General features: G+C 64.7%; 14 protein-coding genes. 8 read left to right on the forward strand and 6 right to left on the reverse strand.

What is annotated here, in order from left to right; genetic code table 11:
* Positions 1 to 289: 289 nt before the first annotated feature.
* Positions 290 to 1,585 carry an MFS transporter gene (locus tag JCQ34_RS16955; protein WP_286399514.1) on the reverse strand — a complete coding sequence of 432 codons (1,296 nt, stop codon included), beginning with the start codon at positions 1,583 to 1,585 and terminating at the stop codon, positions 290 to 292.
* A 16-nt stretch (positions 1,586 to 1,601) separates the two neighbouring features.
* A complete protein-coding gene (locus JCQ34_RS16960) occupies positions 1,602 to 3,035 on the reverse strand; it encodes a M20 family metallopeptidase (RefSeq protein WP_286399517.1) in 1,434 nt (477 codons plus the stop codon).
* Between the two features lie 117 nt (positions 3,036 to 3,152).
* Here JCQ34_RS16960 and JCQ34_RS16965 point away from each other — a divergent pair, with 117 nt between their 5' ends.
* Positions 3,153 to 4,055, forward strand: coding sequence for a LysR family transcriptional regulator (locus JCQ34_RS16965; protein WP_286399520.1), 903 nt, complete (start codon positions 3,153 to 3,155; stop codon positions 4,053 to 4,055).
* Between the two features lie 7 nt (positions 4,056 to 4,062).
* On the opposite strand, the gene JCQ34_RS16970 is transcribed toward JCQ34_RS16965, so the two are convergent.
* Positions 4,063 to 4,542, reverse strand: a complete 480-nt coding sequence (locus JCQ34_RS16970; protein ID WP_286399522.1) for an Lrp/AsnC family transcriptional regulator — start codon at positions 4,540 to 4,542, stop codon at positions 4,063 to 4,065.
* Between the two features lie 83 nt (positions 4,543 to 4,625).
* On the opposite strand from JCQ34_RS16970, the gene hisC reads away from it, so the two are divergent.
* From hisC to JCQ34_RS16990, 4 genes are all read left to right on the forward strand, one after another.
* Positions 4,626 to 5,729 (forward strand): histidinol-phosphate transaminase, encoded by a 1,104-nt coding sequence (hisC, locus tag JCQ34_RS16975; RefSeq protein ID WP_286399525.1) that lies wholly within the window; start codon positions 4,626 to 4,628, stop codon positions 5,727 to 5,729.
* Positions 5,726 to 6,415 carry a YitT family protein gene (locus JCQ34_RS16980; RefSeq protein WP_286399528.1) on the forward strand — a complete coding sequence of 230 codons (690 nt, stop codon included), beginning with the start codon at positions 5,726 to 5,728 and terminating at the stop codon, positions 6,413 to 6,415. Before hisC ends, JCQ34_RS16980 begins: the two co-directional genes overlap by 4 nt.
* A gap of 70 nt (positions 6,416 to 6,485) precedes the next feature.
* Positions 6,486 to 7,127 carry an NADPH-dependent F420 reductase gene (locus JCQ34_RS16985; protein WP_286399530.1) on the forward strand — a complete coding sequence of 214 codons (642 nt, stop codon included), beginning with the start codon at positions 6,486 to 6,488 and terminating at the stop codon, positions 7,125 to 7,127.
* A gap of 150 nt (positions 7,128 to 7,277) precedes the next feature.
* Entirely contained in the window at positions 7,278 to 7,628 is a 351-nt protein-coding gene (locus tag JCQ34_RS16990; protein WP_286399532.1) for a hypothetical protein, read from the forward strand.
* Positions 7,629 to 7,685: 57 nt separating this feature from the next.
* On the opposite strand, the gene JCQ34_RS16995 is transcribed toward JCQ34_RS16990, so the two are convergent.
* Together JCQ34_RS16995 and JCQ34_RS17000 are read right to left on the reverse strand one after the other, a co-directional pair.
* Complete coding sequence (locus tag JCQ34_RS16995; RefSeq protein WP_286399535.1) at positions 7,686 to 8,618, reverse strand: threonine/serine dehydratase; 933 nt, start codon at positions 8,616 to 8,618, stop codon at positions 7,686 to 7,688.
* A 2-nt stretch (positions 8,619 to 8,620) separates the two neighbouring features.
* Positions 8,621 to 8,884: a hypothetical protein gene (locus JCQ34_RS17000; protein WP_286399538.1), complete on the reverse strand. Its 264-nt coding sequence runs from the start codon at positions 8,882 to 8,884 to the stop codon at positions 8,621 to 8,623.
* 273 nt (positions 8,885 to 9,157) lie between these two features.
* Here JCQ34_RS17000 and JCQ34_RS17005 point away from each other — a divergent pair, with 273 nt between their 5' ends.
* Both JCQ34_RS17005 and JCQ34_RS17010 read left to right on the forward strand, forming a co-directional pair.
* A complete protein-coding gene (locus JCQ34_RS17005) occupies positions 9,158 to 9,742 on the forward strand; it encodes an AAA family ATPase (RefSeq protein WP_286404623.1) in 585 nt (194 codons plus the stop codon).
* A gap of 107 nt (positions 9,743 to 9,849) precedes the next feature.
* Positions 9,850 to 11,337, forward strand: coding sequence for a cation:dicarboxylate symporter family transporter (locus JCQ34_RS17010; protein WP_286399541.1), 1,488 nt, complete (start codon positions 9,850 to 9,852; stop codon positions 11,335 to 11,337).
* 77 nt (positions 11,338 to 11,414) lie between these two features.
* Here JCQ34_RS17010 and JCQ34_RS17015 read toward each other — a convergent pair whose 3' ends face one another.
* Positions 11,415 to 12,308, reverse strand: coding sequence for a hypothetical protein (locus JCQ34_RS17015; protein ID WP_286399543.1), 894 nt, complete (start codon positions 12,306 to 12,308; stop codon positions 11,415 to 11,417).
* 146 nt (positions 12,309 to 12,454) lie between these two features.
* On the opposite strand from JCQ34_RS17015, the gene JCQ34_RS17020 reads away from it, so the two are divergent.
* On the forward strand, positions 12,455 to 13,654 hold the full coding sequence (locus tag JCQ34_RS17020; protein ID WP_286399544.1) for an N-acetylglucosamine-6-phosphate deacetylase: 1,200 nt from the start codon (positions 12,455 to 12,457) through the stop codon (positions 13,652 to 13,654).
* Positions 13,655 to 13,718: the final 64 nt, after the last annotated feature.

Below are 13,718 nucleotides of genomic sequence, written 5' to 3' on the forward strand. Positions count from 1 at the left end.
TGGTTTTGGAACGTTTCATTCGTACGGCGTTCCGACCCCTCGCGAGTGATTTCGAGGGATGTGAACTACGAGGAAGCGCTTTCTGCCCTTTAGGTCTACCAGCGCGTGACAAACAAGGTCAAGGGTTTGACCGAAAGGGATTGGGAGAATTTGTTCTTTTACGATTGTTTCTGGACATCACGCTCTGTCACCTTTGACACCCAGCCGGAAACGCCCGCTCTCCTTTTGAGTGGAAGGAGAGCGGGCGTCCGATGGGAGCCTGCCAGAGGTGAGCGGGCATCTAATGGGGTCAGCGGATGCCGCGGAACTTCACGCCCGCCACGAGGGCGACGATGCTGATAATCGCGATGACGGCAAGGTAGCAGCCGGGGGCCACCGCCTGTCCCGTCTGCTGCACCAGGTAGGAGGCGATCATTGGGGTAAAGCCGCCGAAGGCCACCACAGCCGTGTTGTAGCTGAAGGAGAGCCCCGTCGCACGGGCCCGGGCATCAAAGCAATCCGACATGACAGACGGCAGGGCACCGAAATACGCCGCCTTTAGTAGACCGAGGACGGTCATCACCAGGGCCAGCACCAGGAAGGACCGGGCGCTGATCACCCAGAGGAACAAGGGAACGACGGCGACCAGCAGCACCACCACGGTGGGCACCATGATGGCCATCCGGCCAAACTTGTCCGAAAGGTGACCCACCACCGGTGTTCCAAAGGTCAGGATGACGCCTGTGATGATCAGCGAGGTGAAGGAAATGCCGGGTTCCAGGCCGAGTTCCTTGATGGCAAACGTGGGCATGTACTGAAGAATGAAGTTCAGGGCGGTGGAAACCGCCAGCGCGCCAGCGGCGATCAGCATGCCCACCTTCTGGGTGGCGAACACGTCCCGGATGGGCGAGTGCTTTTCGTCCTCCGGCTTTTCCGGTAGGGGAACCTCCTTCATCTCCTTGCGGATCAGGTAGCCGGCGGGGCCCACCAGCAGTCCGAAAAGGAAGGGGATGCGCCATCCCCATTCGGTCATCTGGGCATCCGAGAGAACGGTGGTGAGAACGGCCACCAGGATCGCGGCCAGCAGGCTGCCCAGGCCCTGGCTCGCGAACTGGAAGCTGCCCAGGAACCCTTTCCGCTTGCCGTTCTGCGCGATCAGGTAGGCGGTGGCGGCACCAAACTCTCCGCCGGCAGAAAAGCCCTGGATCAGGCGGGCCAGGACGATTCCGATCGGAGCCAGGATGCCGATGGTTCCGTAGCTGGGCATGAAGGCCAGCAGGGCCGTCCCCAGGACCATCAGCCGGATGGTGACGGTCAAGCCCTTTTTCAGGCCGTGCCGGTCGGCAAATGAACCCAGCACCAGGCCGCCGAGCGGGCGTATGAGGTAGGAGACGCCAAACACGGCAAAGGCCTGGATCAGCTCGACGCCGGGATCGCGGCTTGGGAAGAAGTTCCGGCCAATGTAGATGGCCAGGAGTGCGTAGATGGCAATGTCAAACCATTCGAGTGCGTTCCCGATGGTGGCGGCAACGATCCCGCGGGTGGCGGACTGCGTGCCCTCCGCCTGGACGACGCCGGGCTGGTTCTTTTGCTGCGGGATGGTCATGGGGGCTCCAGGGATTTCAGGAAGCGGAGCCGGCGGGAACGGCGGCTCCGGGGCGGGGGTTGCCGGCTGGGGTGGGGGTGGTGGCGAGGTCGAAGAAGAGTCCGGCCGCAATCTGCAGGCCTTCCCGCGCCACCGATTTGAGGAGATGCTCATCCGGGGCGTGCTGCTGGCAGCCGGGATGGGAATGCGGAACCCACAGCGTGGGCAGTTCAAGGACTTCGGCGAAGACGAAACTCGGCAGCGATCCGCCGATGTTGGGCAGCAGCACCGGGCTGCGCCCTGTGGTCTCCGCCAGGGACGTCAAGGCCCACGAAACCCAGGGGCTGTCCGGATCAAGCCGGCTGGCGGGGAAGGACTGGCCCACCTCGACCTCCACCATGCTGAAGCCTGCGGCATCCAAGTGGCGCCGGACGGCGGACTCGATCTTTGCCGTGTCCGTCCCGGGAACGAACCGGAGCTGCAGGCTGGCGGTGGCCGAGCCGGGAATTGAGTTCACGGGTTTGGCAGGGTTGCCGGCACCGAGGGCCAGGACCTCCAGGGTGTTCCACGCGTACAACCGCTCGGCCGGACTGAGGGACCGGTCACCCCAGGTGGGGTCGGTTTTGGGGTCGCCCGGCTGGGGGACCACGTCGATGAGTTCCAGCGCCGCAGCCACTGAATCCGGGATTCCGGCGGGCAGCAGTTCCGGGAGCCTGATCATGCCGTGCCCGTCCACCAGGGATGCCACCGCAGCTGCCACGGTGGTGGCCGGGTTCCGCAGGAGGCCGCCCCAGTTGCCCGAGTGGTAGGACCCGCTGCGGAGGTCGGCCGTCAGGTGGAAGGTCATGCCGCCGCGGGCACCCAGGAACAGCGTGGGGTTGTCTGCGGCCAGGCGCGGCCCGTCCGACCCAAGAAAGACGTCCGCCTGCAGGGCCTCGCGGTGTTCACGGGCGAAATCCGCCAGGTCAGGGGACCCAATCTCTTCTGCCCCTTCCAAGAGGAACACCAGGTTGAAGCCAAGGTTCCCCTGCTGTTCCAGGAGCAGCCGCAGGGCCACGATATTGAGCCAGTGCTGGCCCTTGTTATCGGCGGAACCCCGGCCATACCAGCGGTCCCCCTCGTCGCTCAGCACCCAGGGGTTCCTGCCGCTGGTCCAGCCCGCGGCCTGTCCGTCCACCACGTCCGCGTGGCCGTAGCAAAGAACTGTCGGCAGCTCGGGGCTTTCCTGCCGGGTGGCCAGGAGGAAGGAATTGTTGCCGCTGCGCCAGGAGTCGAATCGCTCCACCGAGCAGCCAAGGGAAACAAACGCCGGCTCAACCACCTCGTCAAGGTATGACTTGAGCGCAACCCGGCCTTCCGCCGTCGAACTTTCTGACGGATAGGAGACGATCCTCTCCAAGTCCTCCTGGAAGCGGCCGGAATCCACGTACTGCCTTGCTGCCGCCGTCAGTTGTTCGCGTTGCTGCATCATTACTCCCCGTTGCTGTTGGAACGTGAGTTCAAAATTAGGGCTGTCCAGCCCAAACAACCAGTATCATTTTGTCGACGAGCTTTGACTTGGATGCAAACCGGCAGGAAACACCCCCTCATGAACATGCTCACCCCGGCCCTCCTGTACTTCCACGCCGTCGCGCAGGAGGGCACCCTCACCGAGGCGGCCGTGAAGCTCCACGTCTCGGCGTCGGCCATCAGCCGGCAGATCAACAAACTGGAATCGTCGTTGGGCACACCACTGTTCAACCGTCATGCGCGTGGTGTGGAGCTGACTGAGGCCGGACGGCTCCTGCTCGCCTATGTGCGGCGTGCCGAGGCCGAAGGGGCAGCTGTCCGGGAAGAACTGTTGGTGTCCATGCAGCGGAAGACCCGGACCCTGCGCGTGGCCTGCGCCGAAGGTTTTGCCCGCGTTTGGGTCCCGTCAGCCATCGCCAACTTCAGCCGCCAGCATGACGACGTGGAGTTCCACCTTGATGTCGTCTCATCATCGGAGGGCACACGGCGGGTTGCCGAGGGAGAGGCGGACATTGCCGCGGTGTTTTCCCTGGGACCGCAGTCCAGGGTCACTGTGGAGCACTCCATGCCCACCCCCGTCGCCTTCGCCTTGGTGGCGCCCGGGCATCCGCTGGCAGGCCAGCCCCGAGCCACCCTCCAGGACCTGTGCCGCTACAAACTGGCCATCACTGCACCGGGGTCCAGCCAGCGCGAACTCCTGGACCTGGCCATGCAGATTGAAGGCCTCGCTCCCTCCATCAGCCTGCAAAGCGACCACATAAACCCGGTGATCCAATTCGCGCGGGCAGGTGTGGGTGTTTCCCTGGTCAGCGGGCTGTCCCTGGACCGGCGGGACCGCGAGGACCTGGTGCTGGTCAACCTGGACCATCCGGTGCTGCGCCAGCGGCAGGGCCAGATCCAGACCATGACCGGCCGCACCCAACCCGCGATCCTCACAGCGTTCGTGGACGCCCTCATCGACGCCCTGGAACTGTTCGACTAGGGCGCCACTACTTCCGCGCCATAGCCTGCAGCAGCGGCACAGTCCGGGTGGGCATCACTTCCACCAGCGACATGGCGGTGCTGGTACGGACGACGCCGTCAATTGCCAGCATTGCGTTGGTGATCCGGTGCAGGTCGGCCGGGTCCCGCGCGGCCACCTTGGCAAGCAGGTCTGCATCCCCGGTGGTGGCGTGCATCTCGATGATTTCCGGGATGGTCTGCAGCGCTGCAACAGCAAGGTCGCTGGAGGACTGGCTGATGGAAATCGAGATGAAGGCGATGAGCGGCAGGCCCAGCGCCTCGGTCCGAACCCGTTGGCTGAAAGGGCCAAGGCTGCCGTCGCCGGCCAAACGGCGGAGCCGGGCATGCACGGTATTGCGTGCCACGCCCAGCCTCCTTGAGAGGGACAGGACCGTCGCCTGCGGGTCCCGGTCCAGTGTGAGGAGGATCTCTGCGTCCAGCGCGTCAATAAGGTGCATACTGAGCATTTTGCCACTCCAAGGCCTTCCAACTGCTGGATCTGTCCTGCCTGATCCAACCCTGTTGCGCAGGCGTCCCAATTTCCCGCACCATGCTGTCCATGACCAGCACCCTTCCCGAAGCCGCGGCGCCCGAGGTCCGCGCCGCCGTCGCCCAACTCCCTGCCTACGTGGCCGGCAAGAGCGCGCAGTCTGACCTGACCGCCGCCCTTGCGTCGAACGAAAGCCACTTCCCTCCCCTGCCGTCTGTCATCAAGGCGATTTCGGCGGAGGCGGACCGGATCCACCGGTACCCCAGCATGGGCGCGGTGGAGGCGCGTGAAGCCATCGCCGCGCACTTCGGCGTCAGCCCTGACGAAATTGCCGCCGGCCCGGGAAGCTCAGGGGTGCTGCAGCAGATCATTTCGGCCGTCTGCGGGCACGGGGACGAGGTGGTCTACGCCTGGCGGTCCTTCGAGGCCTACCCCATCCTGGTGGCGGTGGCCGGAGCCGTATCGGTGCCGGTGCCGCTACTGGCCAACGAACACCACGACCTTCCGGCCATGGCAGCCGCCATCACCGAGCGCACCCGGCTGGTGATCCTGTGCTCGCCGAACAACCCCACCGGAGTGTCCATCAGCGCGGAGGCGCTGGAAGAGTTCCTGCAGTCCGTGCCCCCGCGGGTCCTGGTGGTGCTGGACGAGGCGTATGTCGAGTTCCAGCGCGGGCCCGGCGTGGACTCGCTGGACTTCTACCGCCGCCACCCCAACCTCTGCATCCTGCGCACCTTCTCCAAGGCGTACGGGCTGGCGGGGCTGCGTATCGGCTACGCCATTGCCCGGCCGGACATCGCAGAGGGCCTTCGGCGCACGGCAGTTCCGTTTGGCGTGAACCGCATGGCGCAGGCCGCCGCGGTTGCCTCGCTCGCTGCCGGTGACGAGGTCCTGGAGCGGACCGAGGCAGTGGCGCAGGAACGCACCCGGGTGATCGGGGCCCTCCGCGGCTACGGCTGGGACGTGCCGGACAGCCAGGCCAACTTCTACTGGCTCCGTGCCTCCGACGAACTGCGGGAGCAGCTCCTGGACGCACTGTCCGGCGCCGACATCCTGGCCCGCGGTTATGCCGTTGACGGCGTCCGGATCACGTTGGCTGACAAAGCCACCAACGACCGCGTGCTGGCGGTCCTGGCCGACCGCAAGAGGTTTGTGTCCCGATGAGCACCTCCACGAAACTTCCAACTGACTCAACCGTCGCTGACCCGGCCCGGCACCTGGAAGAGCCGACGGCGGCAAGTTCCGCGCCGCCGTCGGCCGTCCGCCACTCCGTGGTTGAGGATGTCCTGGGCATCCTGACCGGCACGTTCGCCGCATCGCTGGGGCTGTTCCTGCTCAAGTCGAGCGGCGCCGTCACCGGCGGCACGGCCGGGCTGGCGCTGCTGCTCAGCTATTCGGTGGCGCTGCCCTTTGGCGTCATCTTCTTCTCCGTCAACCTGCCGTTCTTCGTGCTGGCGGTGTGGAAGAAAGGCTGGAACTTCGCCCTCCGCACCGGCGCGGCAATTGCCCTGGTGTCCCTGATGGCCAGCCTGCATCCGGCGGCGCTGGGGTCACTGCACATCGACCCCACGTATGGGGTGCTGGGTGGAAACCTGCTCGCCGGCGTCGGCCTGCTGATCCTGTTCCGGCACCAGTCCAGCCTGGGCGGGTTCAACATCCTGGCCCTGCTGCTGCAGGAGAAGCTGAAATGGCGGGCCGGCTATGTGCAGATGGTGCTGGACGTGGTCATCGTCCTGGCTTCTCTCGTCCTCGTGTCGCCATTGATGGTGCCGATGTCCGCTGCAGGCGCCACCCTCCTGAACCTCATTCTCGCGCTGAACCATCGGCCGGGGCGCTACCTCGGAAAGTAGACACCTGCCTGGCCTTTTATTCCCCTGGACCGGCTGAAATATCTTGGCAGGGGGCGGTGTTGGCGCCCATATGACGACAATCGGAATCATCGGTGCAGGACATATTGGAAGCCAGGTTGCACGGAAGGCCGTGGAACTGGGCTACGACGTGGTCATCAGCAACTCACGGGGGCCGGAAACCCTCCAGGACCTGGTGGCTGAGCTCGGCCCGAAGGCCCGGGCGGCCACGTCAGCGGAAGCGGCAGCAGCCGGCGACTTTGCGGTGGTCACGGTGCCGCTGAAGGACTACAAGGACGTCCCGGTGGAGCCGCTGGCCGGCAAGATTGTGATCGACACGAACAACTATTACTGGGAGCGGGACGGCCGCATTCCCGCCTTGGACAATGGGGAAGCCACCACCTCCGGGATGCTGCAGGAACACCTCCCCCAGTCCAAGGTGGCCAAGGGCTTCAACCACATCATGGCCAAGGACATCACCACTGACGGGACTCCGGCCGGCACGGAGAACCGCCGCGCCCTTGCCACCGCCAGTGACCACCCTGACGCGGCCGAACTTGTAACCCGCCTGTACGACGAATTCGGTTTTGACACCGTCAACGTTGGCCCGCTCTCCGAGAGCTGGCGCGTGGAGCGCGACCGCCCGGCTTATGTGGCACGGCAGAACGCCACGGAGCTGAAGGACAACCTGGCCAAGGCGCCGCGGACCATCTGATTCGTTCCCATACAAAGACTGGCTGGCAGCTCCCGCTGCCGGCCAGTCTTCTTTAAAGAGCCCTACTTCCGGGCCGAATCCAGCACCGGGAAGGCATCGGGGTACCCAATCTGCTTACAATCGAAACCTCTGACCACTACCGAGGGACCCATGAAGAAATTCGCCACAGCCCTGTTTGCCGCCGGCCTCGTTGCTTCCGCCACGGCCTGCACCGCCACGCATCAACTGACCACCGCTGAAACCTGCGAGCGGATCCAGGCCGTTGTGTCGAACCCCGCCAACAACGCCGGCAAGACGGGCATGAACAACCTCGCCAACCAGATCCGCCCCATCCACGCGGTGGCATCTGACGACCTCAAGCCCGCCCTCGCCTCGATCCTGGCGTACACGGACGAACAGGCCAAGGAGAACCCGGACAAGGACAAGCTGGCCGGTCTCCAGTCCGGCTACCAGGAAGCCGGCGCAACCTACAGCAAGTTCTGCGGCCAGGCGGCCGGCTAAACGCTTGGATGAAAGGACCGGCCCCCTGTCCAGGTGGCCGGTCCTTCTGGCAGTGGCCTAAAGCGTTGCAGGGTCAGTATTGGCACCGCACAGAATGACGGCAACGCGTTCATCTTCCGCAGGCACGTACGCTCCGGAGAGCAGCGCCGCGTAGGCGGCAGCCGCTCCATGTTCCACCACGATGCGGTAGTCGCTCCACAATGCGGAACGCGCTTTGATGATGTCCGCGTCCGTTACCAGGACGCTTACGACGCCGCAGCGGACCGCGACGGAGAAGCCGATGTCGCCTACGCGCCGGGCACCCAGGGAGTCCGCGGCAACGCCGGATACAGCCACGTCCACCGGTTCGCCGGCAGCAAGGGCGGCGTGCAGGGTGGGCGCACCTTCCGGTTCCACGGCCACCACTTTTGCGGAACCTTCGACGGCGGCCGCCACTCCCGCCATCAGCCCGCCTCCGCCTGTGGCCACCAGGACCGTATCGACATCCGGCAGCTGTTCCAGCAGCTCGGATCCAACCGTTCCGGCACCGGCAGCAATTTCGGGCTGGTCATAGGCATGGCAGTAGACCGCGCCGGTTTCCCCTGCGTGGGCCACTGCGGCCTGGTAGGCCGCTGCATACTCGGAACCGCCCTGAACCACGGTGGCTCCGATGGCCTTGAGTTTGGCAACTTTAACGGCCGGCGCGGCTTCGGGAACGAACACGGTGGCCGGCACCCCGAGCTGTTTCGCGGCATAGGCGTTGGCCAGTCCGGCGTTTCCGCCGGAAGCCACCACGATTCCCACGTCGGTTCGCAGCTCCCCGCGCTCCTTGCTGGCCAGGATGCGGTTGACGGCGCCCCTGGCCTTGAAGGTGCCCGTATGCTGCATGAACTCACACTTGAACCAGACCGGGCCGTTGAACACTCCGGGGTCTGCCTGCATCACGGGTGTCCTGCGGATCAGGCCTGCTGTCCGGCGGGCTGCCTGATCGATATCGGCGTGGCTGATCATGCCTAGACTTCGTCGTCCCAGGTTCCCTGATCCTTGAGGGCGTCTTCCGGCTCGGGTTCCCGCGCTGCTTCTTCACCACCCACATAGGACGCCGGTACCGTTCCGGCGGCATGGGCCTGCTGTTCCTCCCGGATGTTTCCCGCGCCCGGCTGTTCCAGGTGCTGGCCGGATGTGGGTGCCTTCGTGGCCTGGTCCTTGGCCTCGTCCGGGTCGCCCGGCCCGCGGAGGTCTGCGGTGTTCTGGGGATCGTCGCTGGAAATGGTCATGGTCCTGCCTTTCACCTGGGAACTGCCTGTTTTGGATCCTGATGTTCAGCCGGGCAATCCCGGCCAAGCCTCCAGCCTACGGTCTGGATGCAGGCGGCGGGTCTTTCCGATTGCTTCGCATGGACCGCAATTTCCTCCCGGGCCCGGTCACTGGTCCCAGGCTGCCTCGCTTCCACCCCACTGCGCGCACATCCTGGTTCGGGCCTGCAATCGCGCTCCAGCCGGGACGCTGCGTCCGGCTCAAGCGTTAACAGAGCGGCGGAAGGAGGCCGGATAATCATTGTGCTGACGGGCGTTGACGGGTCGGGAAAGTCGACGGCGGCACGGTCCCTGGTTGCATCGGTGCGGGCCCGGGGCGGCCGGGCCCTGCTGGTAAGCAACCACGCAGGCCGGCGGGTCATGTCCTTGGCGGCGGGCAGGCTCGGAGTGCGGCTGCCCGCGCGGCTGGCTGACGCCGTCGAAACAGTCCTCCGGGTGGGCAACGTGCTGCTCTCGCACCTCCGCGCCACCCGGTTCGACGGATTGGTGGTCATGGACCGCCACCTTCACTGCCAGCTGGCACTGCGGCGCGCGAAAGGGCTGCCCCGGGGACGGTTCCTTCCCTGGTTGTTGGCCCGCCTGCCGCAGCCGGACGCCATCCTTCACCTGGATCTGGACCACGCCGAAGCGCACCGCCGGATCAGTGCCCGGGGAACCGATTCCGAGACCCTTGATGACCTCGCGGCCTTCAACAGGGGGTACCGGGAACTGCCGGAGTACGCGGCATTTTTGCGAATCGATGCGTCGCGTACGGCGGTCGAGGTTGCGGCGGAGATGGACAGGTGGCTCGCCCACGTAGCAGTCACAAAGCCCCATTAGCATTCCGCATTGCGGAATTAGGTTTTCCTCTTGCGGAATAGTGTGACGAGGATTACTTTGGAAACGGCCCCGCAAACGGGCTGTTCCCAATTGATAGGCAAAGGTCAATGAAGATCCCCACCCCTGAGGCACTGAAGGCGAGTTCGGTGCCCGCGAAGAGGAAGCCGCTGCACAAGTCGCTCTTCTTCCAGATTCTGATCGCCGTCGTGGCAGGTGTCCTCATCGGGCATTTCTGGCCGGACCTCGGATCCCAACTGAGGCCGCTCGGAGATGGCTTCATCAAACTCATCAAGATGATCATCGCGCCGTTGATCTTCCTGGTGATCGTTACCGGAATTTCAGCCGTCGGCGACGTCAAAGCGGTTGGAAGGGTGGGGGTCAAGGCCCTGCTCTACTTCACGGCAGCAACACTGTTTGCCCTGGTCTTTGGACTGATTGTGGGAAATATCGTCCAGCCCGGTGCCGGCCTGAACATTGACCCGTCAACACTGTCCCAGGCAGACCTGGACGCAAAAACCGGCTCCGCGGCCCCCAAGGATGCCGCTTCCTTCATTCTCGATATCATCCCGGCCAGCGTCATCGGGGCGTTTGCCAGCAACAGCCTCCTGCAGGTCCTCTTCTTCTCTGTCTTCTTCGGTGCCGCGATCGTCGTGATCGGCCGCGAGAAGTGCCTGCCGGTCATCAACGTCATGGAAACGGTCCTGGAACTGATCTTCAAGATCATGGCTTGGATCATGAAAGTCGCACCGCTCGGCGCGTTCGGGGCCATGGCATTCATCATCGGCCAGTACGGTTTGGATACCTTGAGCACCTACGCAGTCCTGATCGCGGCCTGCTATGGCGCTGCAATTATCTTCATCGGCCTGCTGTTCGTTGTGGCATGGAGTTTCGCCCGGGTGCCGCTGTGGCAGTTCCTCAAGTACACCCGGGAGGAATTCCTCCTGGCCCTGGGCACTGCCTCAACAGAAGCGGTGATGCCCAGGATCATGACCAAGCTGACCAACGCCGGCTGCTCCAGGGCCACGACGGGCCTGGTGGTCCCCACTGGCTACTCCTTCAACCTCGATGGCGCAGCGATCTACCTTTCGATCTCGCTGCTGTTCCTGGCACAGGCCTTCGGGCACCATCTTGACCTGGGCCAGCAGTTGGCGGCACTCGGAGTGCTGCTGCTGACGTCCAAGGGCATGGCAGGGGTCCCGGGCTCGTCATTCCTCGCCCTCTCGGCTACCGCCGCAGCACTCGGGATCTTCCCGGTTGCCGGCGTCGCGCTCCTCCTCGGAGCCGACCGGCTCATGGACTCGATGCGCGTGGTAGTCAACCTGCTCGGCAACTGCGTGGCTACCTTCATCGTCTCCAAGTGGGAGGGCCAGTTCGACCGCAGCGTCATGGTCCGCGCCTTCAACGGTGAGATCACCAACCACGACTCCGCGATCCTGCTCGGCAAGGAAGAGGACTTCGAGGGCCAGGAGCTGCAGCGGCTGACGGAGGGACAGGAACCGTCACCCAGGTTTAGCGGAGCACCCACCCGCGACGTCGTTGCCGAACTTCCGGTCGATACCGGCGCCAGCGTCAGGCTTGGCGGCAAAGCCAAGTAGCGCCTGCCCATGCAAAGAATGCGGGCCGGGACCCTAAGGTCCCGGCCCGCATTCTTCTTATGCTGGAAAGTTGCCTGCTACCGCGAAGCAGTCGGGGAGGCCGACGACGAGGCGCCAGTACCGGAGGACATCGTCGACGAAGAAGTCGGCGAGGCCGTCGACGAGGCTGAGCTGCTCGGCGAGGACATGCTTCCCGAACCGGACGAGCTGCTGGAGGTGGAGGTAGCGCTGGACGTTGCGCCGCCGCTCTCGGCCTTCTTCAGGACGTCGTTAATGAGGCCCTCAAGTTCCTTCTGGTCCTTGTCGCCCAGGTCGGAGCCGCTCTTGGTGGCGACCACCAGCAGGCGGCCCTGGGCAGCGGATACCTGCATCAGCTTCTGCTGGTTGTCACCGCTGCGGGTACTGACGGTGGCGAAGGTCTTCTCCGCGTCCGTGTCAGCCTGCAGTTCCTCGCTGGAAACGTCATACTTCTGCCCCAGCGCGGAGACGGAGAACTTGGCGCACTGATCCATCTTGTCGCTGATGTCGGTCAGGGTCTTGACGGCGTCGGGGCCGTCGCCGCCGGACTGTGCGGACAGTGTGCGCGGCTGGTTGCCTTCGGAAAGCGCCACGGCTACGTCACCGTTCTCCACCTTGTCCAGCAGGCCGGCGGTGGCGATGTCCTTGCAGTCCTTGGGATCAATGGTCGCCGTGCTCATGAGCAGGTTGGCGATGTTGCCGCCCTGGGCCACCTGATCCTTGGAGTACAGCTTGAGTTCGTTCCCATCCGCGTCCTTCATCCCGGAAATGAGGTCGCGGAGCTGGTCTTCCGAGTACACCTTCGCGTCCGCCGTCTGGCTGGCAGAGGCCGACGCCGAAGCCGACGTGCTTGCCGTGCCCGACGGGATGGCGGTACCGCTGCCTCCTCCCGAGCAGCCTGCCAACGCCAGCATCGCCGCAGCAACCACTCCAAGCGCAGAAACTTTTCGCATTAGGTTCACCCTCCGAAATAGACAGCATGCTTAGTAACTTCCACTGTAGATGTTCCCATCGGGAGTGTGAAATAACGCGGCGCGACTTTGGGCGGCGTTCACTTTCGGCCTCTGTGGAATAATCCGAGGCGGGAGGCGGGTGGAACGTGAACAGCGAATTGACCCTTCGCGGACGGATTGTCACCGCCACCATGGACTTACCGGACGGGGTTGTAACGGTCGACGGCGGCCTAATTACCTTCGCAGGGCCGGCGCCGGATTTTCCGGGGGTTCTTCCGGAAAAGGGGCCTGGCGGCCAAATTTTTGTACCAGGACTGGTGGACCTGCACTGCCACGGCGCCTACGGTTCAGACTTTTCAGAGGGCGACCTGGACGGTGCGTCCCGGGCGGCCCGATACCTGCACAGCCGCGGCACCACCACCCTGCTGGCCAGTGTGGTGACCGGGACACAACCGGACCTAATCCGTAACCTCGGGATGCTCAAGGAACTGGCCGAGCAGGGCTTGGTTGCCGGCTCCCATCTGGAAGGCCCTTTCCTCTCGAAGCAACAGTGCGGCGCCCACGACCCTGACCTGCTGATAAATCCCGATCCGGCGTTGGTAACCGAACTGCTGGAGGCGGCAGGACCCTCCCTCGTGTCCATGACGCTGGCGGCAGAGCTCCCAGGTGCCTCCGACCTGGTGGATCAGCTCAGTGCACTCGCCATCGTCCCGTCCCTGGGCCACACCGCTGCGGAACATATGACGGCGGCGGCCTTCCTTGAGCGCGCGGCCGCCGGGTTGCGCTCTGCGGCTGATAGTCACGGCAGGATCCGGCCCACGGTGACGCACCTTTTCAATGCGATGCCTCCGCTGCACCACCGCTCCCCCGGGCCCGTCTCGGCCAGCCTCAGCGCGGCACGGGCCGGCATGGCAGTGGTGGAGCTGATCGGAGACGGCGTGCACCTGGCACCGGAGACGGTGAAGCTTGTCTTTGACCTTGTCGGAGCGGACAACATTGCACTGGTGACCGATGCGATGGCCGCTACGGGCTTGGAGGATGGCCAGTATCGCTTGGGGTCGCTCTCGGTAACCGTGAGCGGCGGGGTGGCGCGGGTGGATGGTACGGGCGCCATCGCCGGCGGTACCGCCACATTATTGGACGTTGTCCGGGCTACCATCGCTGCAGGTGTTCCCCTTCAAGATGCCGTGACGTCCGCTTCTGCCGTCCCGGCATCCGTACTGGGCCTTTCGACGAAAGCAGGGGACCTGCGCCCCGGGATGCCTGCAGACATCGTAATTCTTGGCCAGGATCTGCAGCTGGCTGGGGTGCTGCGCGGTGGTGAGTGGGTGCACGAGGCCGGATGAGTCCATGTCCTGCCACGTAGCTGCCCGCTCCCTTGCTGCCCCGACCTCAAATTGTCAGACCCCT

It is taken from the genome of Pseudarthrobacter defluvii (genome assembly GCF_030323865.1).
Lineage (GTDB): Bacteria > Actinomycetota > Actinomycetes > Actinomycetales > Micrococcaceae > Arthrobacter > Arthrobacter sedimenti.

Coding starts and splice junctions, on each gene's coding strand:
- JCQ34_RS16955 (WP_286399514.1), bottom strand. CDS start 1,585: ATGACCATCCCGCAGCAAAAGAACCAGCCCGGCGTCGTCCAGGCGGAG.
- JCQ34_RS16995 (WP_286399535.1), bottom strand. CDS start 8,618: ATGATCAGCCACGCCGATATCGATCAGGCAGCCCGCCGGACAGCAGGC.
- JCQ34_RS17000 (WP_286399538.1), bottom strand. CDS start 8,884: ATGACCATTTCCAGCGACGATCCCCAGAACACCGCAGACCTCCGCGGG.
- JCQ34_RS16980 (WP_286399528.1), top strand. CDS start 5,726: ATGAGCACCTCCACGAAACTTCCAACTGACTCAACCGTCGCTGACCCG.
- JCQ34_RS16970 (WP_286399522.1), bottom strand. CDS start 4,542: ATGCTCAGTATGCACCTTATTGACGCGCTGGACGCAGAGATCCTCCTC.
- JCQ34_RS16990 (WP_286399532.1), top strand. CDS start 7,278: ATGAAGAAATTCGCCACAGCCCTGTTTGCCGCCGGCCTCGTTGCTTCC.
- JCQ34_RS17010 (WP_286399541.1), top strand. CDS start 9,850: ATGAAGATCCCCACCCCTGAGGCACTGAAGGCGAGTTCGGTGCCCGCG.
- JCQ34_RS16985 (WP_286399530.1), top strand. CDS start 6,486: ATGACGACAATCGGAATCATCGGTGCAGGACATATTGGAAGCCAGGTT.
- JCQ34_RS16960 (WP_286399517.1), bottom strand. CDS start 3,035: ATGATGCAGCAACGCGAACAACTGACGGCGGCAGCAAGGCAGTACGTG.
- JCQ34_RS17015 (WP_286399543.1), bottom strand. CDS start 12,308: ATGCGAAAAGTTTCTGCGCTTGGAGTGGTTGCTGCGGCGATGCTGGCG.
- JCQ34_RS16965 (WP_286399520.1), top strand. CDS start 3,153: ATGAACATGCTCACCCCGGCCCTCCTGTACTTCCACGCCGTCGCGCAG.
- hisC (WP_286399525.1), top strand. CDS start 4,626: ATGCTGTCCATGACCAGCACCCTTCCCGAAGCCGCGGCGCCCGAGGTC.